28 protein-coding genes, 1 tRNA gene and 2 pseudogenes are annotated in these 25,677 nt (G+C 53.0%); 14 read left to right on the forward strand and 17 right to left on the reverse strand.

Annotation, left to right across the window (positions count from 1 at the left end; translation table 11 throughout):
- Window positions 1–86: 86 nt before the first annotated feature.
- Window positions 87–1,265 carry an acetyl-CoA C-acetyltransferase gene (locus tag SK47_RS17620; protein WP_003862843.1) on the reverse strand — a complete coding sequence of 393 codons (1,179 nt, stop codon included), beginning with the start codon at window positions 1,263–1,265 and terminating at the stop codon, window positions 87–89.
- A gap of 92 nt (window positions 1,266–1,357) precedes the next feature.
- Window positions 1,358–2,224, reverse strand: coding sequence for a LysR family transcriptional regulator (locus SK47_RS17625; RefSeq protein ID WP_003862845.1), 867 nt, complete (start codon window positions 2,222–2,224; stop codon window positions 1,358–1,360).
- 101 nt (window positions 2,225–2,325) lie between these two features.
- On the opposite strand from SK47_RS17625, the gene SK47_RS17630 reads away from it, so the two are divergent.
- Window positions 2,326–2,790, forward strand: coding sequence for a multidrug/biocide efflux PACE transporter (locus SK47_RS17630; protein ID WP_022651793.1), 465 nt, complete (start codon window positions 2,326–2,328; stop codon window positions 2,788–2,790).
- Window positions 2,791–2,905: 115 nt separating this feature from the next.
- On the forward strand, window positions 2,906–4,135 hold the full coding sequence (locus SK47_RS17635) for an amino acid permease (protein ID WP_048244867.1): 1,230 nt from the start codon (window positions 2,906–2,908) through the stop codon (window positions 4,133–4,135).
- A gap of 33 nt (window positions 4,136–4,168) precedes the next feature.
- On the opposite strand, the gene SK47_RS17640 is transcribed toward SK47_RS17635, so the two are convergent.
- On the reverse strand, window positions 4,169–4,441 hold the full coding sequence (locus SK47_RS17640) for a GNAT family N-acetyltransferase (protein WP_003862848.1): 273 nt from the start codon (window positions 4,439–4,441) through the stop codon (window positions 4,169–4,171).
- 10 nt (window positions 4,442–4,451) lie between these two features.
- Window positions 4,452–4,682: a 4Fe-4S mono-cluster protein YjdI gene (gene yjdI / locus SK47_RS17645; protein ID WP_003862849.1), complete on the reverse strand. Its 231-nt coding sequence runs from the start codon at window positions 4,680–4,682 to the stop codon at window positions 4,452–4,454.
- 453 nt (window positions 4,683–5,135) lie between these two features.
- Here yjdI and SK47_RS17650 point away from each other — a divergent pair, with 453 nt between their 5' ends.
- From SK47_RS17650 to SK47_RS17680, 7 genes are all read left to right on the forward strand, one after another.
- Window positions 5,136–5,324, forward strand: coding sequence for a con-10 family general stress protein (locus SK47_RS17650; protein ID WP_022651794.1), 189 nt, complete (start codon window positions 5,136–5,138; stop codon window positions 5,322–5,324).
- Window positions 5,325–5,414: 90 nt separating this feature from the next.
- Window positions 5,415–5,912, forward strand: coding sequence for a YciE/YciF ferroxidase family protein (locus SK47_RS17655; RefSeq protein ID WP_003862851.1), 498 nt, complete (start codon window positions 5,415–5,417; stop codon window positions 5,910–5,912).
- A gap of 62 nt (window positions 5,913–5,974) precedes the next feature.
- The gene (locus SK47_RS17660) at window positions 5,975–6,481 is read left to right on the forward strand and encodes a ferritin-like domain-containing protein (protein WP_003862853.1); all 507 of its coding nucleotides are present in this window, start codon (window positions 5,975–5,977) and stop codon (window positions 6,479–6,481) included.
- Window positions 6,482–6,498: 17 nt separating this feature from the next.
- On the forward strand, window positions 6,499–7,371 hold the full coding sequence (locus tag SK47_RS17665; protein ID WP_048244869.1) for a manganese catalase family protein: 873 nt from the start codon (window positions 6,499–6,501) through the stop codon (window positions 7,369–7,371).
- Window positions 7,372–7,441: 70 nt separating this feature from the next.
- Window positions 7,442–8,845, forward strand: a complete 1,404-nt coding sequence (locus tag SK47_RS17670; protein ID WP_003862857.1) for a cytochrome ubiquinol oxidase subunit I — start codon at window positions 7,442–7,444, stop codon at window positions 8,843–8,845.
- Window positions 8,845–9,855: a cytochrome d ubiquinol oxidase subunit II gene (gene cydB, locus SK47_RS17675; protein ID WP_015571779.1), complete on the forward strand. Its 1,011-nt coding sequence runs from the start codon at window positions 8,845–8,847 to the stop codon at window positions 9,853–9,855. Before SK47_RS17670 ends, cydB begins: the two co-directional genes overlap by 1 nt.
- 8 nt (window positions 9,856–9,863) lie before the next feature.
- The gene (locus SK47_RS17680; protein WP_023323701.1) at window positions 9,864–11,489 is read left to right on the forward strand and encodes an alpha-amylase family protein; all 1,626 of its coding nucleotides are present in this window, start codon (window positions 9,864–9,866) and stop codon (window positions 11,487–11,489) included.
- Here the strand turns inward: SK47_RS17680 and SK47_RS17685 are convergent, their stop codons facing one another.
- The 4 genes from SK47_RS17685 to SK47_RS17700 are packed head-to-tail and all read right to left on the reverse strand — an operon-like array spanning window position 11,490 to window position 13,981.
- Complete coding sequence (locus tag SK47_RS17685) at window positions 11,490–12,476, reverse strand: SDR family oxidoreductase (RefSeq protein WP_023323702.1); 987 nt, start codon at window positions 12,474–12,476, stop codon at window positions 11,490–11,492. It lies immediately after the preceding gene.
- A 16-nt stretch (window positions 12,477–12,492) separates the two neighbouring features.
- On the reverse strand, window positions 12,493–13,011 hold the full coding sequence (locus SK47_RS17690; RefSeq protein WP_023323703.1) for a 2-oxo-tetronate isomerase: 519 nt from the start codon (window positions 13,009–13,011) through the stop codon (window positions 12,493–12,495).
- A gap of 10 nt (window positions 13,012–13,021) precedes the next feature.
- On the reverse strand, window positions 13,022–13,468 hold the full coding sequence (locus SK47_RS17695; RefSeq protein WP_023323704.1) for a DUF421 domain-containing protein: 447 nt from the start codon (window positions 13,466–13,468) through the stop codon (window positions 13,022–13,024).
- Between the two features lie 9 nt (window positions 13,469–13,477).
- Window positions 13,478–13,981: a hypothetical protein gene (locus SK47_RS17700; RefSeq protein ID WP_023323705.1), complete on the reverse strand. Its 504-nt coding sequence runs from the start codon at window positions 13,979–13,981 to the stop codon at window positions 13,478–13,480.
- 139 nt (window positions 13,982–14,120) lie between these two features.
- Between SK47_RS17700 and SK47_RS17705 the strand changes: the two genes are divergently transcribed.
- Both SK47_RS17705 and SK47_RS17710 read left to right on the forward strand, forming a co-directional pair.
- Entirely contained in the window at window positions 14,121–14,510 is a 390-nt protein-coding gene (locus tag SK47_RS17705; protein WP_003862868.1) for a YdeI family stress tolerance OB fold protein, read from the forward strand.
- Window positions 14,511–14,571: 61 nt separating this feature from the next.
- Window positions 14,572–15,456 (forward strand): SDR family oxidoreductase, encoded by an 885-nt coding sequence (locus SK47_RS17710; protein ID WP_022651800.1) that lies wholly within the window; start codon window positions 14,572–14,574, stop codon window positions 15,454–15,456.
- 33 nt (window positions 15,457–15,489) lie between these two features.
- Here SK47_RS17710 and SK47_RS17715 read toward each other — a convergent pair.
- Window positions 15,490–17,473 (reverse strand): annotated as a pseudogene (locus SK47_RS17715) (alkyl/aryl-sulfatase).
- Between the two features lie 171 nt (window positions 17,474–17,644).
- Here SK47_RS17715 and SK47_RS17720 point away from each other — a divergent pair.
- Window positions 17,645–18,043, forward strand: a complete 399-nt coding sequence (locus SK47_RS17720) for a hypothetical protein (protein ID WP_023314790.1) — start codon at window positions 17,645–17,647, stop codon at window positions 18,041–18,043.
- A 59-nt stretch (window positions 18,044–18,102) separates the two neighbouring features.
- Here SK47_RS17720 and SK47_RS17725 read toward each other — a convergent pair whose 3' ends face one another.
- The 5 genes from SK47_RS17725 to SK47_RS24170 form a co-directional block, all read right to left on the reverse strand.
- Complete coding sequence (locus SK47_RS17725) at window positions 18,103–18,714, reverse strand: outer membrane beta-barrel protein (RefSeq protein ID WP_003862873.1); 612 nt, start codon at window positions 18,712–18,714, stop codon at window positions 18,103–18,105.
- Window positions 18,715–18,814: 100 nt separating this feature from the next.
- Window positions 18,815–19,444, reverse strand: coding sequence for a winged helix-turn-helix transcriptional regulator (locus SK47_RS17730; protein WP_003862875.1), 630 nt, complete (start codon window positions 19,442–19,444; stop codon window positions 18,815–18,817).
- 63 nt (window positions 19,445–19,507) lie between these two features.
- Window positions 19,508–20,683, reverse strand: coding sequence for an OmpP1/FadL family transporter (locus SK47_RS17735; protein ID WP_023323708.1), 1,176 nt, complete (start codon window positions 20,681–20,683; stop codon window positions 19,508–19,510).
- A gap of 223 nt (window positions 20,684–20,906) precedes the next feature.
- Window positions 20,907–21,575 carry an isochorismatase family protein gene (locus tag SK47_RS17740; protein ID WP_017382881.1) on the reverse strand — a complete coding sequence of 223 codons (669 nt, stop codon included), beginning with the start codon at window positions 21,573–21,575 and terminating at the stop codon, window positions 20,907–20,909.
- Between the two features lie 259 nt (window positions 21,576–21,834).
- A complete protein-coding gene (locus SK47_RS24170; RefSeq protein WP_015571788.1) occupies window positions 21,835–21,978 on the reverse strand; it encodes a hypothetical protein in 144 nt (47 codons plus the stop codon).
- Between the two features lie 412 nt (window positions 21,979–22,390).
- On the opposite strand from SK47_RS24170, the pseudogene SK47_RS17750 reads away from it, so the two are divergent.
- Window positions 22,391–23,200: pseudogene (locus SK47_RS17750) on the forward strand (DUF4225 domain-containing protein).
- Here SK47_RS17750 and SK47_RS17755 read toward each other — a convergent pair.
- From SK47_RS17755 to actS, 3 genes are all read right to left on the reverse strand, one after another.
- The gene (locus SK47_RS17755) at window positions 23,197–23,511 is read right to left on the reverse strand and encodes a hypothetical protein (protein WP_003862882.1); all 315 of its coding nucleotides are present in this window, start codon (window positions 23,509–23,511) and stop codon (window positions 23,197–23,199) included. The pseudogene SK47_RS17750 and the gene SK47_RS17755 overlap by 4 nt on opposite strands.
- A gap of 520 nt (window positions 23,512–24,031) precedes the next feature.
- A tRNA-Gly gene (locus SK47_RS17760) sits at window positions 24,032–24,105 on the reverse strand.
- An 80-nt stretch (window positions 24,106–24,185) separates the two neighbouring features.
- Window positions 24,186–24,926, reverse strand: a complete 741-nt coding sequence (gene actS / locus SK47_RS17765; RefSeq protein WP_022651807.1) for an amidase activator ActS — start codon at window positions 24,924–24,926, stop codon at window positions 24,186–24,188.
- A 163-nt stretch (window positions 24,927–25,089) separates the two neighbouring features.
- Between actS and idi the strand changes: the two genes are divergently transcribed.
- Window positions 25,090–25,632, forward strand: a complete 543-nt coding sequence (gene idi / locus SK47_RS17770) for an isopentenyl-diphosphate Delta-isomerase (RefSeq protein ID WP_003863454.1) — start codon at window positions 25,090–25,092, stop codon at window positions 25,630–25,632.
- The last annotated feature ends 45 nt before the right edge of the window (window positions 25,633–25,677 follow it).

Consider the following 25,677-nt stretch of genomic DNA (forward strand, 5'->3'; position numbering starts at 1 on the left):
AGAAAGAACGCAGAAGTGTTAAAAAAGGATTCTGCGGACACAAAAAAACCTCCCGTGGGAGGTTTTCTGTGCACAGAGAGGGGAAACTACCGTTCGATAGCCAGGGCCACCCCCTGCCCTCCGCCAATACAGAGCGTTGCGATCCCTTTTCGGGCGTTACGCTTTTTCATTTCGTGGACCAGCGACACCAGAATGCGGCAGCCGGAGGCGCCAATGGGATGACCCAGCGCAATTGCACCGCCGTTGACGTTGACCCGCAGCGGATCCCATTCCAGCATTTTCCCGACCGAGATCGCCTGTGCAGCAAAGGCTTCGTTGACCTCAATCAGATCCACATCGCTCAGCTCCCAGCCCGCCCGCTCCAGGCAGCGGCGCGTGGCATAGACCGGGGCGATCCCCATTAACGCAGGATCAACACCCACGCTGGCAAACGCTTTGATGCGCGCCAGCACCGGCAGCGCCAGCTCCTGGGCTTTGCTTTCACTCATCATCATCACCGCCGCCGCACCGTCGTTAATGGATGAGGCGTTGCCTGCCGTTACAGAACCGAGCGTTTCAAAGGCCGGATCGAGTTTTGCCAGCCCTTCTGCGCTGGCATCGGTGCGCGGCTGCTCGTCGGTATCGACGATGAGCGCTTCGCCGTTCTGGCGCTGGGTACTGACCGGGACAATTTCATCGCGAAAACGCCCGGAGTCGATCGCTGCACGCGCTTTTTGCTGTGAGCTGAGGGCATATGCATCCTGAAGCTCGCGGCTGATACCGTATTCCCGCGCCAGGTTTTCCGCCGTTACGCCCATATGGTAGTCGTTGAAGGCGTCCCACAGCCCGTCGTGAACCAGACTGTCAAGCAGCTGACTGTTCCCGAGCTGCGCGCCGGTCCGGCTGTCGGTCAGGACGTGCGGGGCGCGGCTCATATTCTCCTGCCCGCCGGCAATAACCACGTCCGCTTCACCGCACTGGATGGCCTGCGTCGCAAGATGGAGCGCTTTCAAACCTGAACCACAGACGTCGTTGATGGTAATTGCCGAAACGGTATTGGGCAGGCCGCCCTTCAGCGCTGCCTGGCGCGCAGGGTTTTGTCCCGCGCCAGCGGTCAGCACCTGGCCAAGGATCACCTCATCAATTTCATGTGCGGCAATCCCGCTGCGTTCCACCAGCGCTCTTACCACCACGCTGCCGAGATCAACCGCAGAGTGACGCGCAAGCGCTCCCTGAAAACAGCCGATAGCCGTACGTAACGCACCCACTATAACGACATCTTTCATCACGACCTCTGTGCAAAATGACATGACGATAGTAGAGGATTGTTATCAACAATTGACGCAAATGTTTAAAATTAGTGAGTTTAGTCACAGGATTATCGTGCGTCCTGCAAGTACTGGCGCAGCCAGCTTCCGGCGACGCCGGGTGGGGTTCGTTTGTTCCATACCAGATCGATGGCAATCGACCTCGGCCAGCCCGGCACGTTCAGCTGCACCAGCGATTTCGACGCGGCAAATTCGTCGACCAGCGCGCAGGGTAACGCGCACCAGCCAAAGCCCTGTACCGCCATACTCAGCAGTAACAGGTAATTCGGCGCAGACCAGACCGGCCCGCGCGCAAGGGGCGCTTCCCGTTCAAGATAGGTACTCAGCCGCAGCTCGCGCCAGCCATGCAGCTCGTCCGCCTGCGTCTCATGTTGCCCTGCCAGAGGATGTCCGGCAGAAACGTAAATAGCCATCCTTGTCTGCATAGGCAGACGGGTCGCGCCAATATCGGTCGGGTAGCTGTCGCGCGCTTCCGTCAGGCCAATTTGCGCCCGCTCCTTTTGCAGCAGATCGATCACGTCCTCCTCTTCCCCAATCAGGCACTCAAATTCCGTGTGCGGAAAACGCTGGTCGAACTGGCTCATCATCTGTTCCAGCACGGCCGGGTTAAGCGTATCGGAGAGAACAAAGGTAAAACGCGCCTCCGTTTGCGCCGTTAAGGATACGGCCAGCTCATCCAGGCGCGCGCTGGCGGCGAGTATCGACTGGACATAGCCCAGCACCTGTTCACCCTGGGCGGTCAACACCGGGTGACGCGCCGAGCGATCGAACAGCTCAAAGCCAAGGTCAGCTTCAAGGTTGGCGATGGAGGTGCTGATGGTGGACTGGCTTTTACGCAGCCGCCGTGCCGCAGCAGAAAACGAACCTGCGGCGACAGTTTCAACAAACGCGGTCAGTGCTTCGGGAGAATAACGCATGATGTATCTACTTTATCGATGGATACCATCTTTTATATATCACCTTAAACGATAAGAATAGACCGCATCAACGCCCATACTGGCGTCAATATGAGGTAAATATGCAACATCAGGATGCACTCCAACGTAAATTGCCGGAGCGGATCTTCCATGCCGTCTGTTTTGAAGGCATTGCTACGGCGATCCTCGCCCCGACGGCCGCGTGGCTAATGCAGCGCTCGGTGGTTGAGATGGGGGGTCTCACCATAATTCTGGCGACCACGGCAATGCTCTGGAACATTATCTATAACTTTGGCTTCGACCGTTTCTGGCCCGTCCAGCGGGTGAAGCGCACGGCGAAAGTGCGCGCCCTGCATGCGCTGGGTTTTGAATGCGGTTTTATTGTGATTGGCGTAACCATCGTTGCCGCCGTGCTGGGCGTGACGCTGCTCCAGGCCTTTACGCTGGAAATTGGTTTCTTCCTGTTCTTCCTGCCGTACACCATGCTCTACAATTGGGCGTACGACACCCTGCGGGAGAAAATCATCAAGCGCCGCCAGCAACGCCGCGCCCTGGCAAGCGAATAACCTTCCGGCCGGAGACCTGCTCCGGCCCACCCCTGCGAAGCAACGGCGACCTCAACGCATAATTATGGTAAATTGCACTCCTTTTTGTTCGTTTTATAGTTGATACGTTGCTCTAATGTCGAAAATTTGGTCAAAAGAAGAGACTCTCTGGAGTTTCGCCCTCTACGGCACTGCCGTGGGCGCAGGAACCCTGTTCTTGCCCATTCAGCTCGGCTCTGCTGGCGCGATTGTCCTGCTGATCACCGCCCTTGTGGCGTATCCCTTAACCTACTGGCCGCATAAAGCGCTGGCGCAATTTATTCTGTCGTCGAAGACGAAAGGCAACGAAGGGATCACCGGTGCCGTTTCCCATTACTACGGCAAAAAGATCGGCAACCTGATCACCACGCTCTATTTTGTGGCTTTCTTTGTGGTGGTTCTGATTTATGCGGTGGCGATAACTAACTCACTCACTGAACAGCTGGCGAAACGGATGACGGTGGATACCGGCATGCGGATGCTGGTGAGTTTTGGCGTGGTGCTGATTTTGAATCTGATCTTCCTGATGGGGCGGCACATCACCATTAAGGTGATGGGTTTCCTTGTTTTTCCGCTGATCGCCTATTTCCTGTTTGTCTCGCTGTATCTGACGGGCAGCTGGCAGCCGTCGCTTCTGACGAGCCAGATGGCCTTCGACCAGCATACGTTGCACCAGGTGTGGATTTCGATCCCGGTGATGGTTTTCGCTTTTAGCCATACTCCGATCATCTCGACTTTCGCCGTGGACCGTCGCGAGAAATACGGTGAAGAGGCGATGGGTAAATGCAAAAAAATCATGAAAGTGGCGTATCTGATCATCTGCCTCAGCGTGCTGTTCTTTGTGTTCAGCTGCCTGCTTTCGATTCCACCGTCGTATATCATGGCGGCAAAAGAGGAAGGGGTGACGATCCTGTCCGCGCTGTCGATGATGCCTTCGTCCCCGGCATGGCTGGGCATTTCCGGCATTATCGTGGCGATTATTGCGATGTCGAAATCGTTCCTCGGCACCTATTTTGGCGTGATTGAAGGGGCAACGGAAATTGTGAAATCGTCGCTGAATCAGGTGGGTGTGAAGAAAAGCCGCGCCTTTAACCGCGCGGTTTCGATTCTCGGCGTGTCGCTGATTACCTTTGCGGTCTGCTGCATCAACCCGAATGCGATCTCGATGATTTACGCCATCAGCGGTCCGCTTATCGCCATGATCCTGTTCATCATGCCGACGCTGTCGACGTACCTGATCCCGTCGTTAAAACCGTACCGCTCCATCGGTAACCTGCTGACGCTGATTGTGGGTGTGCTGTGTGTGTCGGTGATGTTTGTCGGTTGAGTGTGCTGCCCGGCGCAATGCCGGGCATCTGTTTTACGCCCGAATATCGTCATACTCCCGCGTATTATCAAACTCATGCTTCGCAAACGGACACAGCGGGATAATTTTACGGTTCTCCCCGCGCATCTTCTCTACCACCTTCGCCACCAGCTGCTTACCCACACCCTGCCCTTTCAGGCTTGGATCAACATCGGTGTGCTCAATGATGCTCAGATGCTCGCCGGTTGGGACAAAGACAATCTCCGCTACCTGATTGCCTTCGGCGTCGTTGACGTAAAACTTGTTATGGCCTTCAAGAATTTCCATGGTTCCTCACTTATTTTTGGCGGTACTTCAGCGCACCGCTCGGGCAGGTATCAATTACGCGCACAACCGTTTCTGCATCTACTTCATCCGGCGCGATCCATGGTTTACGCTTCAGGTCGAACAGCGCCGCGCTGCCGCGCACGCAGTTGCCCGAGTGTTTGCAGATCCCGGTGTTGAAGTAAACATCAATTTTCTCACCGGTGTAGGCCCGGTACCCCGCATCCAGTAGCTCCTGATCCATGATATTGCCTCTGTAATTATTGTGGTGACAAAAGAAGCATACCCTCAGCCGATCCGCCTGACCACGTCAAAAACGAGGTTTGGCCACCTTCTTTTCAACACGTTATTTCGCCAGGCACTTAAGATTATTCCGAATACAGAAGCACCCGTTGCGACGATATATTTTTGCGTTGTGTCAACTCTTGTAATAATTCACGCCACGTTCACATTAGGATTATTAGCTAAGCGAACTCCCAACATCCAGATTTATTTCTCCCTAACCAGTGGATTTACCGTCCGTTTTTAAAGTTCGTAACGAAGCGGTATTTCCTGAACACCTGCAAAATTACCGCAAAACAACCCAGACATGAAATTTGACTCTTCTCACATAACGACTAATGTTAATTCCTGAACGACAACTGATACGAATTACTTATCGTATCTCCTGACATAAACGCAACATGAGGGTTGATATATGGCAGAGCAACATCGTGGTGGTTCCGGTAATTTCGCTGAAGACCGTGAAAAGGCATCAGAAGCTGGACGTAAAGGCGGCCAGCACAGCGGCGGTAATTTCAAAAACGATCCGCAACGCGCATCTGAAGCGGGTAAGAAAGGGGGCCAGAACAGTCACGGCGGAGGCCGTAAATCTGATAACTCCTGATCTTATTTAAAGCTCTTATAAATATACCGAGAGCATGCTGCGGGCCCGTCGGCTCGCAGTACCTTCCCTTTATTTCACTGGAGCGAAAATATGAATATGAAAACTGTTGAAGATGTATTTATTCACCTGTTATCAGACACCTACAGCGCTGAGAAGCAGCTGACCCGCGCTCTAAGCAAGTTAGCTCGCGCCGCATCCAGCGAGAAGTTGAGTGCCGCGTTCACGGCCCACCTCGAAGAGACTCAGGGACAAATCGAGCGTATCGATCAGATTATTGAGCAGGAATCCGGCCTCAAACTGAAGCGCATGAAATGCGTTGCGATGGAAGGCTTAATTGAAGAAGCCAACGAAGTTATTGAGAGCACTGAGAAAAATGAAGTGCGTGACGCTGCATTAATTGCCGCAGCACAAAAAGTCGAGCATTACGAGATTGCCAGCTACGGCACCCTGGCCACCCTGGCTGAACAATTAGGCTATAAAAAAGCCGTTAAACTTCTTGCCGAAACGCTGGAAGAAGAAAAAGAAACCGATCTCAAATTAACCGATCTGGCTGTCGGCAATATTAATCAAAAAGCCCAGAAAGGATAAATATTAATTTGATGAGCATCAGCAACAAAAATTAACCAGATAATAAATCACAGGAGTTAATTATGAATCATGTAGAACACTACCATGATTGGCTACGCGATGCCCATGCGATGGAAAAGCAAGCCGAATCCATGCTGGAATCTATGGCCAGCCGTATTGATAATTATCCCGACTTACGTGCACGAATTGAACAACACGTTAATGAGACTAAACACCAAATTACCGTGCTGGAAGAAATTCTCGACCGCAATGATATTTCCCGTTCGGTCATAAAAGATTCCATGAGCAAAATGGCGGCGCTCGGCCAGTCCATTGGCGGCATGTTCCCTTCCGACGAAATTGTTAAAGGCTCCATCAGCGGCTACGTTTTTGAGCAGTTTGAAATTGCCTGCTACACCTCTCTGCTGGCTGCGGCCAAACAAGCGGGCGATACCGCCTCCATTCCTGCCATTGAGTCCATTCTGGAAGAAGAGCGCCAGATGGCTGACTGGCTGCTCCAGCATATTCCACAGACGACGGAACAGTTCCTGCTGCGCTCCGATGCGGACGGTGTTGAAGCGAAAAAATAACGAAAGAGGGAGAAACTATGTTTCGACACGTAAAACAGCTGCAATACACGGTACGCGTAGCCGAACCGAATCCGGGCCTGGCCAATCTTCTGCTTGAGCAGTTTGGCGGGCCACAGGGCGAACTTGCCGCGGCATGTCGTTACTTTACGCAAGGATTGAGCGACGACGATCCCGGTCGTAAAGATATGCTGATGGATATCGCGACCGAAGAATTAAGTCACCTGGAAATCATCGGCACCCTGGTGGGTATGCTGAATAAGGGTGCGAAAGGTGAACTGGCGGAAGGCGTTGAAAATGAAGCGGAATTGTACCGCTCCATGACCGAGAACGGCAACGACAGTCATATCACCTCCCTGCTCTACGGCGGTGGTACTCCACTGACCAACTCCGGGGGCGTACCATGGACGGCGGCGTATGTGGATACTATTGGCGAGCCCACCGCCGATCTGCGCTCTAACATTGCGGCCGAGGCGCGCGCCAAAATTATCTACGAACGGCTTATTAACGTAACGGACGATCCGGGTGTTAAAGATGCGCTGGCGTTTTTAATGACGCGTGAGGCAGCACACCAGCTCTCGTTTGAGAAGGCGCTCCAGTCGATCCGTAACAATTTCCCACCGGGTAAATTGCCACCAATCGAAGAGTACACCAACAAGTACTACAATATGTCTGAGGGGGGAGAAGTTCGCGGCAGCTGGAACAGCGATAAGCACTTCGACTACGTGGAATCTCCTCAGCCAGCGGTCGATGGCGGTGACGGCGGCGCAAGAGTAACGCTCACGACAGAGCAGGAAACGCTGGTCAAAGCGATGTGCGCACGTACGAAATCCGACCCTAACGCCGATCCGCTTACCGGTGCCGAGCTTGGCGCAGGTAAGAAAAAACCGTAACCGGTTTTGCCAGGCAGCCTGAGGCTGTCTGGCAATGCCTTGTGCGCTATCAGTTCCAGAGGTACGGAGCATGTTCGAGCTTGATGCGTTTCATCTGGCCAGGATACAGTTCGCCTTTACCGTCTCTTTTCATATTCTCTTCCCGGCGATCACCATCGGGCTTGCGAGCTATCTGGTGGTTCTCGAAGGCATGTGGCTTCGCACAAAAAATGATGTCTGGCGCTCGCTATACCATTTCTGGCTAAAAATTTTCGCCGTCAACTTTGGTATGGGCGTGGTTTCCGGGCTGGTGATGGCTTACCAGTTTGGGACTAACTGGAGCGGCTTTTCCCAGTTCGCGGGCAGCATAACCGGCCCTTTGCTCACCTATGAAGTCTTAACCGCCTTCTTCCTGGAAGCCGGTTTCTTAGGCGTGATGCTGTTCGGCTGGAACAAGGTTGGCCCCGGCCTGCACTTCTTTGCCACCTGCATGGTGGCGCTGGGCACGCTGATGTCCACCTTCTGGATCCTCGCCTCTAACAGCTGGATGCACACCCCGCAGGGCTTCAGTATTCAGAACGGTCAGGTCATTCCCGAAGACTGGCTGGCCATTATCTTTAACCCCTCATTCCCTTACCGACTGATCCATATGTCCATCGCCGCCTTCCTGTGCAGCGCCTTGTTTGTGGGCGCGTCCGGGGCATGGCATCTGCTGCGCGGTAACGATACGCCCGCGATCCGCAAGATGTTCTCCATGGCCATGTGGATGGCGCTGCTGGTCGCGCCCATTCAGGCCGTGGTTGGTGATATGCACGGGCTGAATACGCTTGAGCACCAGCCTGCCAAAATCGCCGCGATTGAAGGCCACTGGGAAAACCCGCCCGGCGAGGCCACCCCGCTGCTGTTGTTTGGCGTACCGGATATGGAAGAGGAACGCACCAAATACGGGCTTGAAATTCCCGCGCTCGGCAGCCTGATCCTGACGCACAGCCTGGATAAACAGGTCCCGGCGCTGAAGGATTTCCCGAAAGAGGACCGCCCTAACTCGCTCATCGTCTTCTGGTCCTTCCGCATTATGGTCGGCATGGGGCTGCTGATGATTACCCTTGGCGTACTGAGCGTCTGGCTGCGCTATCGCCGTCGACTCTATCACTCACGGCCATTCCACTGGTTTGCCCTCTGTATGGGGCCTGCCGGATTACTCGCGCTGCTCGCCGGGTGGGTCACCACCGAAGTGGGCCGCCAGCCGTGGGTCGTTTACGGCTATCTGCGCACGATAGATGCGGTGTCTCTGCACAGCACGTTGCAGATGAGCATCAGCCTGCTGGCCTTTATCGTGGTCTACTGTTCGGTATTTGGCGTGGGATATGTGTATCTCGCCCGGTTGATTAAAAAAGGTCCGCAGCCTGTGGGCACGCTAACGTCTAATACATCGGGCACCCCTGCCCGTCCGCTGTCCGCCGCCGAGTCTGTTCCGGAAGAGGAGAAGATCTGATGGGCGTCGATATCCCGGTCATCTGGTTTGCCATTATTGTCTTCGCCACGCTGATGTACATCATCATGGACGGTTTCGATCTCGGTATCGGCATGCTGTTCAGCTTTGTGGGTGATGCCAAAGAGCGCGACGTGATGGTGAACAGCGTCGCCCCGGTCTGGGACGGAAATGAAACCTGGCTGGTTCTCGGCGGCGCAGGGTTGTTCGGCGCGTTTCCGCTGGCCTACGCGGTAATAATCGATGCCCTGACCATCCCGCTGACGGCCATGCTGATCGGGCTTATTTTCCGCGGCGTGGCATTTGAGTTTCGCTTTAAGGCGACCCCTTCCCACCGCAAATTCTGGGACTATTCTTTTGCTGGCGGTTCCCTGCTCGCAACCTTCAGCCAGGGGATCGTGGTTGGCGCGATGATCAACGGCTTTGACGTGGAAGGGCGTCGCTTTGTGGGCTCCTCGCTGGACTGGTTCACCCCGTTTAACCTGTTCTGCGGGCTGGGCTTAATTGTCGCCTATACCCTGCTGGCCACCACGTGGCTGATCATGAAAAGCGAAGGCGCGCTGCAAAACCGGATGCGCGAGCTGACCCGCCACGTTCTGCTGGCGCTGATTGCCGTCATTGCGGTGGTAAGTATCTGGACCCCGCTCGGCTGGCAGTTTGTCGCCGAACGCTGGTTTACTCTGCCTAACTTCTTCTGGTTCCTGCCGGTTCCGGTTCTTGTGGCGGTATTCAGCCTGTGGATCTGGCGGCTGACGCGTAATCCCGACAGCCATGCCCGTCCGTTCCTGTTAACGCTGGGCCTGATCTTCCTCGGCTTTAGCGGCCTGGGCATCAGCCTGTGGCCACACATAATTCCGCCGCACATCACCCTGTGGGAAGCCGCCGCGCCGCCTGCCAGCCAGCTGTTTATGCTGATCGGCACGCTGTTAATCATCCCGGTGATCCTGGTTTATACCGCCTGGAGCTATTACGTCTTCCGGGGCAAAGTGTCTGATACCGAAGGTTATCACTAAGGATTACTATGGCAGGCTGGCATACACGCGCCATTATTTACCAGATAGATACTGCCCTGTTTTACGATCTGAACGGCGATGGCTGTGGCGACATCGCCGGAATCGCCGCGAAGCTACGCTACATCCGCCGGATGGGCGCGACGGTTATCTGGATCACTCCGTTTTACCTCACGCCTTTTCTCGATGAAGGCTATGACGTGAGCGACCATTTGCAGGTCGATCCCCGCTTCGGCAAGCTCAACGATATCATCGCCTTTATTGAACAGGCGCGGGAGCTGGGGATGCAGGTCATTATTGAGCTGCTGATCCAGCATACCTCGGATGCGCATCCCTGGTTTCAACAGGCCCGCCGCAACCCTCAATCACCCTATCGTGACTATTACCTGTGGTCCGACACGGACGACGACGATACGCCGCCGATGTTCCCCGGCGTGGAGAAGAGTATCTGGACATGGGACGACGAGGCGGGGCAATACTATCGGCATATGTTTTATCACCACGAGCCGGATCTCAATCTGGCCTCCCCTGCGGTGCTGAAGGAGGTTGAGAACATCATCATCTTCTGGCTAAAGCTCGGGGTGTCGGGCTTTCGCCTGGATGCGGCGTCGCACCTGACAAAACAGGCCGGACGTGGGGATGAAAAACGCGGCCTGTGGATCCTGGAGCATCTGCGCCGTCTTATCGAGCAGCGTAACCCGGATGCGATCCTGCTCGGCGAAGTCGACGTGGAGGTCGAGGCCTACAAAGATTATTTTGGTCAGAACGACCGGCTCAACCTGGTGCTGAATTTCTGGCTCAATAAGTACTTCTACGTCAGCCTTGCGGAGAAAAGCGCACGACCGCTGCGCAACGCGGTGAAGAAGATGATTGTGCCGCCTGACTCCTGCTGCTTCGCCAACTGGCTGCGCAATCATGATGAGCTGGATCTGGAAGGGATAGGAAAAAAAGCGAAGCAGACCGTCATTGATGCCTTTGCCCCTGACGAAGAAATGAGTGTGTATCAGCGAGGTATCCGCCGCCGTCTGGCGCCGATGCTTAATGGCGATCGTAAGCGGCTGGCCTTTTGCCATGCGGTCTTGTTTTCGCTGCCGGGCGTACCGGTCATGCGCTACGGGGATGAGATTGGCATGGGAGATGATTTGGAACTGGAGGAGCGTTACGCCGTACGCACCCCGATGCAGTGGGCCGGATCGCAAGGCGGCGGTTTCTCAGACGCCGACCCGGAAACTTTTATCGCCCCGATGATTGACCGCGGCCCGTACCGCTATCAAAAAATCAACGTGGCGGATTCGCTGTTGCACCGCAACTCACTCCTGCACTGCATTATCGATATCGCCAATACGCGCTCGGAGTTCCCTGAGATCGGCGTCGCGCCGTTTCGTCTTATTAATATCGACAGCGATGCGGTGCTGGGGATCTATTACGAAACCGACACGCGCAGCATTCTGACCTTCGTTAACTTTAGCGATAAGCCCGTTAATTTTACCGCCAGAGGGATCCGGCATGCGACCTGGACCGCCTGCCTGGCGGACAAACGCTACAACGACGCGCTGGTGTGCGGCAAAACCGTCGCGCTTAACCTCAGCGGCTATGGGTACCGCTGGTTCTGGACCGATCGTACCGCACTGCGCTGATTATCGTCTCCGCGAGAGCAGAAGACGCGCCACGATCGCACCCGTGACGGCGAGGGAGCCGAGCAGCACTTTCCCCGGCATGCCGGAGGTAACGCTGGTGGCGCGCTCTTTTGCTTCGTCGGTGAAGTGCCCGTGGATTTTATGCAGATCGTTAACCGGCTGATCCAGATAGTCCTGACGGTCATCCGCATTTAGTGTATCGGTCATCTGCCCTTCCCAGGCCTTTTTAACCATCAGCCGATCCAGAAAGCCGGGAAAAAGAAATTGCCCGACAATCGACTGGACGGTGCTGCTGCCCACCCACAGCTCCCGCACCGGTTTTTGCGCTACCTTGAAAATCGCGCTGGCAGCCACTTCCGGCTGAAACACGGGGGGAACCGGTCGCATCGCCCAGGCAAATGTATTCCTCGCCCACTCGAACTGCGGCGTATTGAGGCCCGGCATCTGTACCATTGCGATCTGCACCCGGCTGTTTTCATGCATCAGCTCGGTGCGCACGGCGTCGGTAAACCCGCGGATCGCGGCCTTCGCCCCGCAGTAGGCTGACTGCAAGGGAATGGAGCGGTAGGCCAGCGCGGAGCCAACCTGAATAATCGTTCCGCGATCGCGTGGGGTCATTAACTCCAGCGCGGCGCGGGTACCGTTAACATAGCCCAGATAGGTCACCTCGGTGACGCGGCGAAACTCCTCAGGCGACATGGTGCGAAACGGCGCCAGCATCCCGCCCATGGCGTTATTCACCCACACATCGATGGCTCCAAGCCGGTATTCAATCTCGTTAGCAGCATCGGTCACCGCCTTGCTGTCCGCCACGTCGGCCTGAACGGCACAGGCGTTGATCCCGAAACGGCGCAACTCCTCTTCTGTGGAGCGCAGGCTCTGCTCATCGCGGGCAATGATGCCCACATCGTAGCCCGCTTTGGCAAAGTGCAGCGCCGTGGCCTTCCCCACGCCCGCCGTACCGCCGGTAATAACGATGACAGCCATAGCCTTTCCCCTTGTTTCAGACGTTATCCCAGCCGGAGAGTATTTCGATCAGTTCAGACAAGGAATAACGCACCGCTTTATCCACCACATCCTGACATTCACCGGAAAACAGCACGGTGCGGGTTTCCGTCTGTCCGCGAATATTCCAGCCGAAGCAGACCGTACCGGCTGCGGTGCCATCGTCTCCGCCTTCCGGTCCCGCATAGCCGCTGATGGCAAGGCCAATATCCGCCTCGGCAATTTCGCGAATTTTAGCGGCCATCTCGGTCACCGTTTGTTCACTGACGGCGGTGAAGCGCTCAATGGTTTCGTGCCGCACGCCGAGGATCCTCTCCTTCGCCGCATCGCTGAACACCACCATGCCAACGTCATAAAATTCCGCCGTGTTCTCTTCGGCACAAAGCGCAACCGCGAGATTGCCGCCGGTACAGGACTCTGCGGTAGTTAACCGCAAACCTCTGTCCGTAAGCTGAGTGGCGAGCTTTTTCGTCAGCTCGCTGATGGTGTTGTTACTGTCGTGAATAAGATTGCTCATCGCGTTGCCCTTAATTTTCGTCAGGAATAATAGAAATATGACCATTACGCTCAAGAATAGCGTATTTTATCTCCTTCAATTCTGTAATACCGTGATTCTGGCGGGCTGATACCAATATATCATCACAGGATACATCGACCTTTTTCAGTTTATCGGCAAGGGGGACACCGTTCTCCACCAATATCACCGGCGTGCCATCAAGAATATTCTCAACAGTGGAAAAATATTTTTTCAGGAGGCCAAAAATAATATCCACCACCACCAGCGTTGTTATTGTAATCATCGCACCGGTGATGGAAAAATCTTCGCCAAGCAGCGCCTGCTGTGTCGCCTCACTGATAATTAAGAGCAAAATAAGGTCAAAACTGGTCATTTGTAACAGGGCGCGCCGCCCGGCAACTTTAAACACAATGACCAGAAACAGGTAAATTGCCAGGGCACGAAAAACCATGTCCATATTCGACTCCTAGGGGTAAATAAACTGCCAGAAACGGATATCTGGCTCGTTGTTTACGCGGATGCTGTTTGCCCACTTCCCTGCTTTTGACGGCGTGATGAATAATAGAACGGTAAATTTATCGGTCTGTTGTAAACGATCGTAGACGAGAAACAGGGTATTCCCCCGGCTGTACATGCTGTCCGGTTGTGGCCAGACGCTGCCGGGCTCATACGCGTCGCTGCTTTCGCTGGTCAGGCTGAGGGTATATTTGCTCTCAGACGTCACCGGAAACGTCAGCGCCATCCGCGATTCGGTCTGGCGGCGACCGAAGCGCTCATAGCTCAGGGTCAGGGATTTTGCATCGTTTGTTTTCTCCACGTCACTGACCACACCGCTTGAAAACAGCCCGGCAATTGCCGCCACGATAATAGCTAACAGCACAATAAAACCCACCTGACGAAATGCGTACTCAAACGTCAGTAAACGATAACTCTCTTTTATCCCAGGCACTTTTTCATTTTTTGGTTCCATGGCAGTCGTCACCGTTTCGCTTAATTGCCGAAATTTTTGATTTCTCTGTGAAAATGCTTTTAAGACTTATCACATTTGCCACATAAAGAAATAGCAACAATACTTAATAAGTCAAGACATCCAAAATGAAGGATATCAGATGAAATTATCAGTGATTTCAGCTTTGTTAATATTAATTATCCCTACTGCCTGGGCAGATAATAACGGCGGGTTACAAAAGGGTGACGCGCCGCCACCGCCGCATGCGCTGGACAGCGGTTATCGTGGTACCGATGATGCGCGCATTATGACCATTACTCAGGCGAAAGAGATGCATGATGGCGCCTCTATTTCACTGCGCGGCAATCTTATTGATGGCAATGGCGATAAATACGTATTCCAGGATAAAACCGGGAAAATCGACGTTATTATCCCGAAAGCCGTATTTGACGACAGAACCGTGGAACCTGACAACATGATCAGTATTAGCGGCTCGCTCGATAAAAAATCATCCCCACCCGTAGTCCGGGTCAGCCACTTGCAAAAATAATTCAGCGAAGCGTTAACGCTGTAACTATCCATCAAATCTCACCCCTAACAAGGAGTTAGCTATGAGTGATAATGAACAACGTACGAACGCTTACCCAACGCCACCTTTCCCGGAGCAACCCCAGACGCCGCCGGGCCTGTCCTCAGAAATGGAACCCGTACCCGACCACGGCGAGAAGAGCTACAAAGGGCATGGACGTCTTGCCGGTAAGAAGGCGCTAATTACCGGGGGCGATTCCGGCATCGGACGCGCGGTAGCCATTGCCTATGCCCGCGAAGGGGCAGATGTCGCCATTAACTATTTGCCGGAAGAGGAAGAAGACGCAGCGGAAGTCATCGCCCTGATTAAAGCGGAAGGACGGAACGCCGTCGCGCTTCCGGGCGATGTGCGCGACGAAACTTTTTGTCAGAACCTGGTGGAGCAGGCCGTCTCAAAACTGGGCGGGCTGGATATCCTAGTGAATAACGCAGGCCGCCAGCAGTATCGTGAGTCGCTGGAAGAACTGACTACGGAAGATTTTGACGCGACCTTTAAGACCAACGTCTATGCGCCTTTCTGGATCACAAAGGCGGCGTTGCGCCACATGAAAGCTCCCGCTTCCATCATTAACACCTCCTCCGTTCAGGCGGTTAAACCGAGCGCCGTACTGCTTGACTATGCGCAGACCAAAGCCTGTCTCGCGGTGTTTACCAAAGCGCTGGCGAAACAGCTGGGTCCGAAAGGGATCCGCGTGAACGCGGTAGCGCCCGGACCTTACTGGACCGTGCTCCAGCCCAGCGGTGGGCAGCCACAGGAAAAAGTGAAACATTTTGGCGAGAGTACCCCTCTGGGACGCCCGGGACAGCCCGTGGAGATCGCACCGCTGTATGTCACTCTGGCCTCGGATGAGTGTTCATACACCTCCGGGCAGGTCTGGTGTTCAGACGGCGGCGACGGCGTCATTTGACGAAAAAGGCTGCGAAAGCAGCCTTTTTTACTTTTAAGGGGTGACGACAGGAAACCAGAAGCCGAAGCTCTCCATGCAGCGCAGCATTTCGTTCACCTTCGCGGCGTTGCCGACGATCGTCACCTCTCCTGCCTGTTGCGCCTTTTTCAGCGTGGTTTCCTTAAGGATGATTTTGTTCAGCGTTTCGCGGCTGAGCGTAATGGTTGCATCCGGATCTTCTGCCTAAGCGTTGGCGCTATGGTTCAGCACGCCATTTTCCAGCTCCAGCTTATACCTGCCGCCCTCGCGGCCTAAATCAACGTTAAAAATGCCTCTGGCATTCGCCGCTCTGACGCCGTTAAGGTGAACGCCGAGGTAGTCAAAAATCATCTCAGTTGACATGGCACGGACCGCATCCGGGCTGGCGGTTTTGGGCGTCGGCTTTATCTTCACGCCGTTACGCAACTCTTGCGCACCGGTGAGGTAGGCGTTACGCCACGGCCCTGACTCCGCATGGTATCCCAGCTGTTCAAACGCGTCCGCTTCCAGTTCGCGCGCTGCCTTATTATTCGGATCGGCATAAACGACTTTACTGACCACCTGAGCCACCCAGCGATAATTCCCCCGGGCATAATCGACACGAGCTTTTTCAAGGATCGCGCGGGCTCCGCCCATGTAATCGACATACTTTTTCGCCGCCTCGACCGGAGGCAGTTCATCGAGCGTCGCCGGATTGCCGTCGAACCAGCCAAGATAGTAGACATAGGTGGCTTTGACGTTGTTGCTTACCGAGCCGTAATAGCCACGGCCTGCCCAGGATTTAGCCAGTCCGTAAGGCAGGGCGAAATTTGCGGCTATTTCATCCCTCGTCAGCCCCTTATTCGCCAGTCTGAGCGTCTGGTCGTTGATATAGCGGTAGATATCACGCTGGCTTTTCATCAGCTTCACCACTTTCTTATTACCCCATGTGGGCCAGTGGTGCTGCGCGATAATAATTTCCGCTTTATCCCCCCCAACGATCGAGAGCGTTATTGATGTATTTTGACCATGCCAGCGGATCGTGTATCTTCGACCCGCGCAGCGAATAAGTATTGTGCAGGGTGTGAGTGACGTTCTCTGCTGCTTCAATCAGTTTTTTCTCTTCCACATACCAGAGCATTTCAGACGGCGCTTCCGACCCCGGCGCCAGCATAAAATCATAGGTGAGACCGTCGATGATCTCTTTCTGCCCGTCTTTGGTAATGGCGTGAGTGGGCGCGATAAGCGTGACCGTCCCCGCTGAGGTGGTCGTCCCCAGACCCGCCCCTATCTGACCTTTTACATTGGCCTTTAACAGGTTTCCGTAGATATAACTGGCACGGCGGCTCATGGCATTTCCGGCCATGATATTTTCCGATACCGCCTCTTCCATAAAACCTGCTGGAGCATAGACTTTCACTTTGCCGGTCATCACTCCCGCTTCATCGACCACGCCACGCACGCCGCCATAATGATCGACATGACTATGGGTATAAATAACGGCAACAACCGGGCGTTTGCCACGATGTTGAACGTAAAGATCCATGCCCGCTTTGGCCGTTTCCGCAGACACCAGCGGATCGATAACCGTGATCCCCTCTTTGCCCTCTATAATCGTCATATTCGACAGATCGAGGTTGCGGATCTGGTAGACGCCTTCCGTGACCTCAAACAGACCGCCAATATTATTCAGCTGCGCCTGACGCCACAGGCTCGGGTTGACGGTATCCGGCGCTTTTTGCCCTTCTTTGATAAAAGCGTATTTCTGGGGGTTCCAGATAACGGCGCCTTTTTCGTCTTTAATCACCGCGGCTGGCAGCGGGGCAATAAAGCCTTTGTGCGCATTTCGGAAAACGGTCTTATCAAAGAAGGGCAGTTGACCATAAAGTGCATCATTCATCTCTTTCGTATGGGCAGTGGCTCCCTTCCCTTCCTTTTGTGCCAGGACAGGCAATGAGGTCAACGAGACTAATAGCAGACCAGCAACGGCCATCGCACTAACGAGAGTTTTAAATTTCATACTTCCTCGAGGAGTTATATTTACGCTGGCGGTACATGGGGGGAAAGGAGGCTATCACCAGGCTTATCTTTAACCTATGAAATTAACGTTTATAAATAAATAAGTTAATTCTTTCGTCGCTGCGGCCTTCAGGGATAATGCTGAGTCCAGTTATTTCCCCGGAGTGATTCGATGAAAAGCCTGCCGTTCTTTTTCGCTGTATTAACCCTCAGCACATTAACAGCCTGTAGTTCTCCCCAACCAGACAATGTTGAAAAAATTAATCATCTGCAAATTCCACTGGTGTTGCCGGGGGAAAAACCACCGCAGGTACAGATATCGCATATCGCGTCTCTTTATCAGGAAAATAAACAGCAGATCGAGACCCTAACGCGCAGCGTAAAATCACAGTATCTACAGGACACCACCGCAAAAGAAATTTTTGTTGCGGACAGTGCCGTTCAACGCGTCTATGCCTCGCTGACCAAGCTGGAACAGCTAGATATGGTTAACCAGCAATACCTGAAAGATAATAATGTCACGGGCCTGCAAAATATTCATATCGTTCTTGAACCATTATTCACCAGCTGAAAACAAAAAAACCGGCAACTTAAGCAGCCGGGTTTTTATTAATGGGCATATCACGGACATCAGTCGTACTGACCAAAGCGATAGCTAAGCCCTGCGGTGACGGAACTCAGGTCGCTGCTCACGCCGATCTGGTTAACATTGCCCACGTTGCTTACCCACTGATACTCCAGGCGGCCCGCCCAGTTTTTATTGAAGGCGTATTCAGTACCCACGGCAGCAAGCGGGCGCACACCTGTTTCAAAACGATTGTGACCACTTACATCGGATTCAGCGCGATAGCCCATTGCGCCGGCACGGCCGTAAATATCCCAGTCATTGGTCAGGGCATAACTGGCCTTCAGAGACAGTTGCAGGCCCTGCGTCTTCATTTGCGCCCCTGCGCCATGCTGGCCTTTAATCTGCATGTTGCCTAAATAATCATAACCACCTTCTACCGCAAGCCATGGGGTAATCTGATAACCCGTATAAACACCCCCGCCGACATTATCATGGTCAAAATCGAAGTGATCGGAATGCGTGTTCTCAAACGCTTTTGAACCCATATTGGTATCAAAATAGTGAGACCAGCCGAATTTCGCCCCGCTATACCAGGTGCCCGCATCCGCGGCGGCGAAGGCGGAAGTGGCGGTAAATACATTAGCCACAATTAATGCGATAACTGTCTTTTTCATAAAAATACCGTTTACTTGATAAAGTTAAATCTGAGAAAGCAAACGATATAGAAAATTAACGGCAGCGTTAATTCCATTTCTGTTTAATTTTAAACTTCCGCTAGAATGATTCGGGTAAATGTCTGACTTCAAGCAGGTATCCGCCGCGCTTAAAGGAGATATATTCTCCCTGCTTAAGGGCGGATAATACATTGAGTATACTGCTGCGAGAGAGCAGCGTACGATCCTGAATATATTCCAGAATCGTGGTACGCAGACGCGTCTCTTCCGGGAGCAAAATCATTTCCTGAAGGTGGTTACGAATAACGGAATAGGTACGCTGCTGGAGTACCTGTGCATCACGAAATATTAAATAGGCCGTATGGTATGAAAGCAGCGCGGCGACATCCTCCCAGACGCCCTCGGCGCGAAACAACTCAGCCGCCTTGTCCGCATCAAGACGTAAAATAGTCGACTCCCTTTCCGCACGGAGAAGATGCCCCTGGGTAGGCTGGATCATCTCTGCGATACCAAACAAATGCGGCTCGTAAACGGTTACTACCACCAGTCCATCCGAGGCCCGCAGCAGGGATAACTCCCCTTCCAGAAAGAGGTACATCTGCTGTTTCCCCTTCCGTAACCAGGTGAGTCGCTTACGCGGAACAACGTGCACTTTCTCCGCTATCGGCTCAAGGATAGCGGTCAGTCGTTCGATGGATTTTTCGGGTCGAACAGGCGGTAAAATATGCATGGTACAACCTTCTGACATTCAATATCTGCCATTATAGACCATATATTTTAAGCGGTTAGCCGATCAAAACTGATAGCTGTAGTTGACGCTGGCAAACCAAAGATAAGGATGGTCGTAACTTCCGGCAAACGCCACCGGCGATTTCACATGCGACGACTGCATATGAAGATACGACACGGCAATACCAATATTGCTGGCCGGGGTGATCTGATACTGGGCCCCCGTGCCAAATCGCCACTCATCGCCGGTAGGTAAGGTTAAGGCCACATCGCTCTGGCTTTCATACGGCGAGCTGTCGAACGCCACACCGGCATTCAGTCGCCACTGAGGCGTTGGACGATACTGCACGCCCACCGCACCGTGCCACGTGTCCTTCAGGCGGCTGACGTTGTTCAGCTGCTGGTCCCCGACGACGATTTGCGGCGCGCCGAACTGGCTCCAGTCCTGCCAGCCGAGATCGCCCATAACCGACCACCGCGGGTTAATATCATGCACCAGACTGAGCATGATTTGCTGCGGCGCGCTGATCTGTGCCGACAACGGCAGGTCGTAGGTGCCGTTCTGTAGACGCGCGTTGCCGTCAATATTGAAGCTGAAGTCCGTTTCGCTGTTCCAGGTAATACCGGCTCGGGTCTGGTCAGTTAGCTGCATCAGCAGCCCAAGCCGATAGCTCATGGCCAGGTCTTCATCGCGTCGCTGGTAGTCATCATCGTTAACGCTGCGAGTCAGCGAGAAGTAACCGTAGTTAACGTTGGCGGACGCGCCAATCGAAAGACGGTCGTTAAGCTTATAGGCCAGCGAGGGGCTGAGCGTCATGGCTACCATGGTACTCTTTTTAATCAACCTGTCGCCCGCCCAGCTACCGTAGTCGATCCCCAGGCCGTAATTACCGTAAAGCCCGACCCCGGCATAAAGATTATCGGTCACCTTCTGGCTATAAAAGGCGCTGGCATTCGGGATGGTTTTCATCACATCGCCGGGGCTTTGATGGGCATCGTTATCCAGCTGGTTGTCGATGGAGCCATCCATAACCTGTAACCCACCGGTGACCATATGATCCGGTAAGCGCGTCATGCCAGCCGGGTTGGTCATAATTGTAGAGGCATCCTGCGCACGAGCCGCCTGCCCTGCTCCGGCAAGCGCGGTATCTTCGGTGCCGGCTTCATAAAAATAGAGGGCGCTGGCATGGGCACTGGAGGCAGCTAATACGCCAGCGCACAGGAGGAGTCGTGTTTTCATCTGTGGTCCGGGAAATAAAAAATTTGCCGACAGATATAACAGGGGCGATTGATTACGTAAAAAGAAAGAGGGTTTAATTTTAAATTATGCGCGGTTCAGCCCCTCTTAATATCTCTGACAATTCAGCGACGTCCGGAATACGACGCCGCTACGTCCTGCACCTGTAATACGCTCAGGTACAGGACGATAAAATCCAGCAACTTTTATACAGGTTTATTAGGACTTACTTATAATGCTCCAGATTGGTTTCCGGGCCCGTTCTGGCAATTTCCTGAGCTTTGCCGAAACTTTCAATCAGGCACTTATATTCCGGACAGACATGCTCTGCCAGGATCTCAGCAAAGCGAGAACCTTCCTCGCGGTTCCAGGTTCTCATTAATTCAGCGACAATGGCAAACGTATCGGTAGGGATCGCCCCCGCCTGAGCCACGCGCGCGATGGTGGTATCGGTCGCGATTTTGGACCAGTTCCCCGAGGCATCCACAACACAGTAAACCTTATACCCCTCCTGGACAGCGCTAACCGCAGGGAACGCCATGCAGACGCTGGTGAGCGTGCCGGCAATAATCAGGGTCTTTCTGCCCGTCTTTTCCACTTCCTTCACAAACGCCGGATTATCCCAGGTATTAATCTGCCCGGTGCGTGGAACATACACGGCATGGGGTGCATATTTGTGAATTTCCGGGATGAGCGGGCCATTGGGACCGTCAGGAACAGAGGCCGTGGTGATCACCGGGATATTTAAAAGCGTGGCAACTTTGGCTATCGCTGTCACATAATTACGAAGGTCTGGTACAGGCACATCACGTACCGTGTTGAATAAGCCACTCTGATGGTCGATGAGTAAAATTACAGCGTCATCAGTATCAATCATACCGTTTGTAGCAGCCATATTTCTTTCCTCATGATTTCTTTTACATTGCCGTCAACTCTCCCGGCTCCGCGATTTTACATGCACATGGTCAGGGTATAATGCATTGATAAATCATAATGAATAGTAGTTCGATCCGGTCTGAATACCGCATCATTTCAGGACAATTTCTGGCACGGTACGCTGAGCCATCGACGCTGACGGAAAGCCCTCGTGAGGAGAAAAAATCTTTACAATGCCGTTATGCGGCCATTCGTATTCGTTCGGCTGAAGGCAAGCGTTACTCACTACTGGGATCGCCCTTATCCTCCCGCATGGATTCGATAAACTCCCGTTGCTCCTCTGTGAGTTCAAGCTCATCCAGCAAGCGATCTAACTCTTCTTCAGGTGATTCCTTTTGGTTCTTTCTCTTCCCGGTAGCCATACTCACCCTTGAGTTATTAGGATTAATCTCAGGGTATCCAGGGTATAGGAAATGTGCAACTTAGCGTGTTATGCCATGGGTGATTCCTTGTTTAGCAAAAGAAGGCTTTTTACTACGAAAAGAGAGCTTTGTGCCTGTTGCAATAAAGCGAGGCAAATTGCAGCGTAAGCAAAGCGGTGTGACGCAGTGGCAACACCAGAATATTTCATGCAGATCCAGTGAAATTATTAGGCGGTTAATCGTTCCACTCAGCGGATCTATAATAGAGCCGGGGATATTTTAAGCAGGAGGAAGTAAACTGGGAGGATAAAGAGACGGGACACCCACGGGGGTGGGTTGTGAAAGTATTTCCTATGGTCTTCGACCTTATTGCACCTAAAATGACCAGACACATTTTGGGAAGGAGTCTTTAATGGATATTGCGTTGCTTAACAGGGGCTGGAACAGAACATGGTCAGATACCATGGTGAATCTAGAGGCCCGGAAACTCGTCGAAACAGCAAACCGGCTGTCAGCATTCTATTTGCAAGATGGTCTTACACGTATCAAGTTTGTCGAAGAGATAAAACAGGTTGTAGATAAAGAATTTGAAACAGCACGACGAGCTAAAACCGATGAAGAATGCATTGCATGCATCAAAAATCTGCGTGCTGAAACAGATAATCTACACGAACAAGAACGCCTGTAAAGAACCAGAGCCGCACAGCTTTACGCGACGGTCGAGTTTGTTAAGGAAAATAATAAAATCGTCGGTTATGTTATATCCGCCGTAAACGTGGTGCTATCAGGCGTGGTTCTCTTTGGTGGCTTTATGATGTTATCCACTATGGGGCCGATTGGTATGCTGGCTGGGGCAGTCCTGATTGCCGATGGAATGAACGGATTAACGAAAGAAGTGCTCAACTTTGATCAGCCAGAAGGACATAAACCCTCGCAAGGTATCATTGCTGACTCCGCGATGCATACGGCCCAGTTCATGGGATTTAATCCTAACAAGGGCTTGGCTCTCTATAATGGTGTTACTCTCGGTGCCAGTGTGTACAGCATTGTAGGACTCGCTCGAAAAACTGGAGCCTGGAGATTATTTCGCTGGCTTCCACACGATTACTATCGCAAAGTCAGCACAATGAGCACTCCTAAGCTAACAATGAAGATTGTCGGTTATGGTGTTAAAGCAAAAGTGATTTTCGATCTATTGACAACCGAAAATGGAACCAGTTAATCCTTGATAGTTTTTCGGTAACGCCAGGATTTATAGGAAATTACCGGCGGCTGCGCGAAGGACATAATGGCAACCCCAAAGATCATCGCCAGCCCCCATGCAACTGCTCTATCAGGTGAGCTGAAGACGATAAGTAGCAGTAGGATTAAGGCACACACAGCCACCACTCCCGCCAAGGTAACAAATCGCCTAGCGAGGTCATTTATGGCCTCTCCAAGCGTTCCTCCATATTTTTCAATGTTGCTTTTTATCTTCTGCAATTCGGGCTGCGTAAACCCTGAACGTAACAAAGCCTCATCAGTCACTTTCATATCGTCTCGTCCCTTATCTCCCAGAAGTGTTTTCCCAATCGCTGATTGTGCAAGCAATCATACTGATGAACTTTACAGCAATCCACATGATGTTTGTCCAATGAATCAGATTTCAGACAATAGAAGCCATAAAGCCCCGTTGGTGATACAGCAACAAGTGGAGCCGTTAGGCGACAACATCAGACTGTCAGAGGGATCACACCTTATCAGGATAACCGTGTACCCTTGCGGGAGCGTGGCTGAAACGCTGATAGATCCTACATGTCGTTTGTAGGTACGTTATCACCATAAACCTGTTTTCGGGAGTTATGCCAGATATGCGGCTTTTAGTTCGTTGTTGTGCTGTCGCGGTAAGAAACTGGAACCACCGCCAGCGTGGATGATATGTTTCCTTGAACTACAGACCCTGTCACGCGACGCCAGATACGGGCATAGAACATTGGGTAGTTTTAGTTGTACCTGCTAAAGCGGAGCAAAGTAACTAACTGATAAATTATAACTTGTTAATTTATGAGGAGACTGGAGCGGGCGAAGGGAATCGAACCCTCGTATAGAGCTTGGGAAGCTCTCGTTCTACCATTGAACTACGCCCGCTTTGAGGTGCGTAAGGCATTATAGACCTTACGCCTCTTCATACAAGCCTTTACCCCACTAAGTGGCGATTAAATAATCACTTAGCACTTCGGCTTACTGCCCTGCGCCGGAAGATAACGCTGCGGATCGATGGCTGTGGCCTTATAGCGGATCTGGAAGTGCAGCTTCACCGTATCCGTCCCGGTACTGCCCATAGTCGCAATCTTCTGCCCCGCCTTCACGTTCTGCCCGTTATTGACCAGCATCGTGTCGTTATGCGCATAAGCAGTAATGTAGTCCTCACCATGCTTAATCATGATCAGGTTACCGTATCCACGAAGCTGGTTACCGACATAGACCACCTTCCCGGCCCCTGAAGCGTAAACCGGTGTACCGCGTGCGGCAGCGATATCAATACCTTTATTGCCACCTTCCGAGAGCGAGTACGGCGCAACCACTTTTCCGCTTGCAGGCCAGATCCAGCAGCGCTGACCGACCGGCGGCCAGGATGATTTAGGCACCTGATAGGATGGCGTGACTTTGGCTGTTTTACGCGTTGAGGACTTTTTCCCTGAGGAAGAACCGCCGTTAACCTTGAGCTTCTGCCCTACCTCAATAGTATACGGTGGAGAAATATTATTCAGGCGCGCCAGTTCCTTCACGCTGGTTCCCGTGGCGCGTGAGATGCGGTAGAGCGTGTCCCCGCGCTTAACGGTATAGACTGCACCGGAATAACTGCCCATATCCGAAGATTTACTCCCCGAGCATCCTGCTACAAGTAGCGTCAGCGTCAGGCAGAAAACGGCAATGATCGGGTTTCTCGTCAGGCTTCCTGCAAACAAAACAGCTCCTCGGTCAGCGTGAATGGCGCACTATGATAGCAGCCCAAACTGATGCGGGTCATGCCCTTTTCCGCTCTGTGGGCCAAACCGTTCGCATAAGAATGCAGTATAATAATTCCGCTGATGGTGCTGAACCATTAAGCATTTTGGCACTGGAGCATCAATGAGTATTCAAGAACACGTTATTTTGGTAAATGACCAGGGAAAAGTGATTGGCACTCAGGAGAAGTACGCCGCGCACACGTCACACACCCCGCTACACCTGGCCTTCTCTTCATGGCTGTTTAACGCTAACGGAGAATGTCTGATCACCCGTCGCGCCTTAAGTAAAAAAGCCTGGCCCGGCGTATGGACCAACTCCGTTTGCGGTCATCCACAGGCCGACGAAGCGACAGAGCAGGCGATTATCCGCCGCTGCCGCTTTGAAGTCGGCGCCGAAATCACAGACATCACCCCCATTGCCCCGGAGTTCCGCTACCGTGAAGCCGACCCGTCAGGGATCGTTGAAAACGAAATCTGCCCGGTCTATGCCGCCCGCGTAACGAATACCCTCGCAATCAATGACGATGAAGTGATGGAGTATCAGTGGGTGGAGCTGGACGCGCTATTCCGCGCGCTGGACGCCACACCGTGGGCATTTAGCCCGTGGATGGTGCAAGAAGCGAACACTGCGCGTGAAAAACTCAGCGCCTTCGCGGCGCAATAAAAAAGCCCCGGCGATAAACGCACGGGGCTTTTTTTACGTCTTAAC

The sequence above is a fragment of the Enterobacter sp. BWH52 genome, assembly GCF_001037565.1.
Classification (GTDB): Bacteria; Pseudomonadota; Gammaproteobacteria; order Enterobacterales; family Enterobacteriaceae; genus Enterobacter; species Enterobacter hormaechei_C.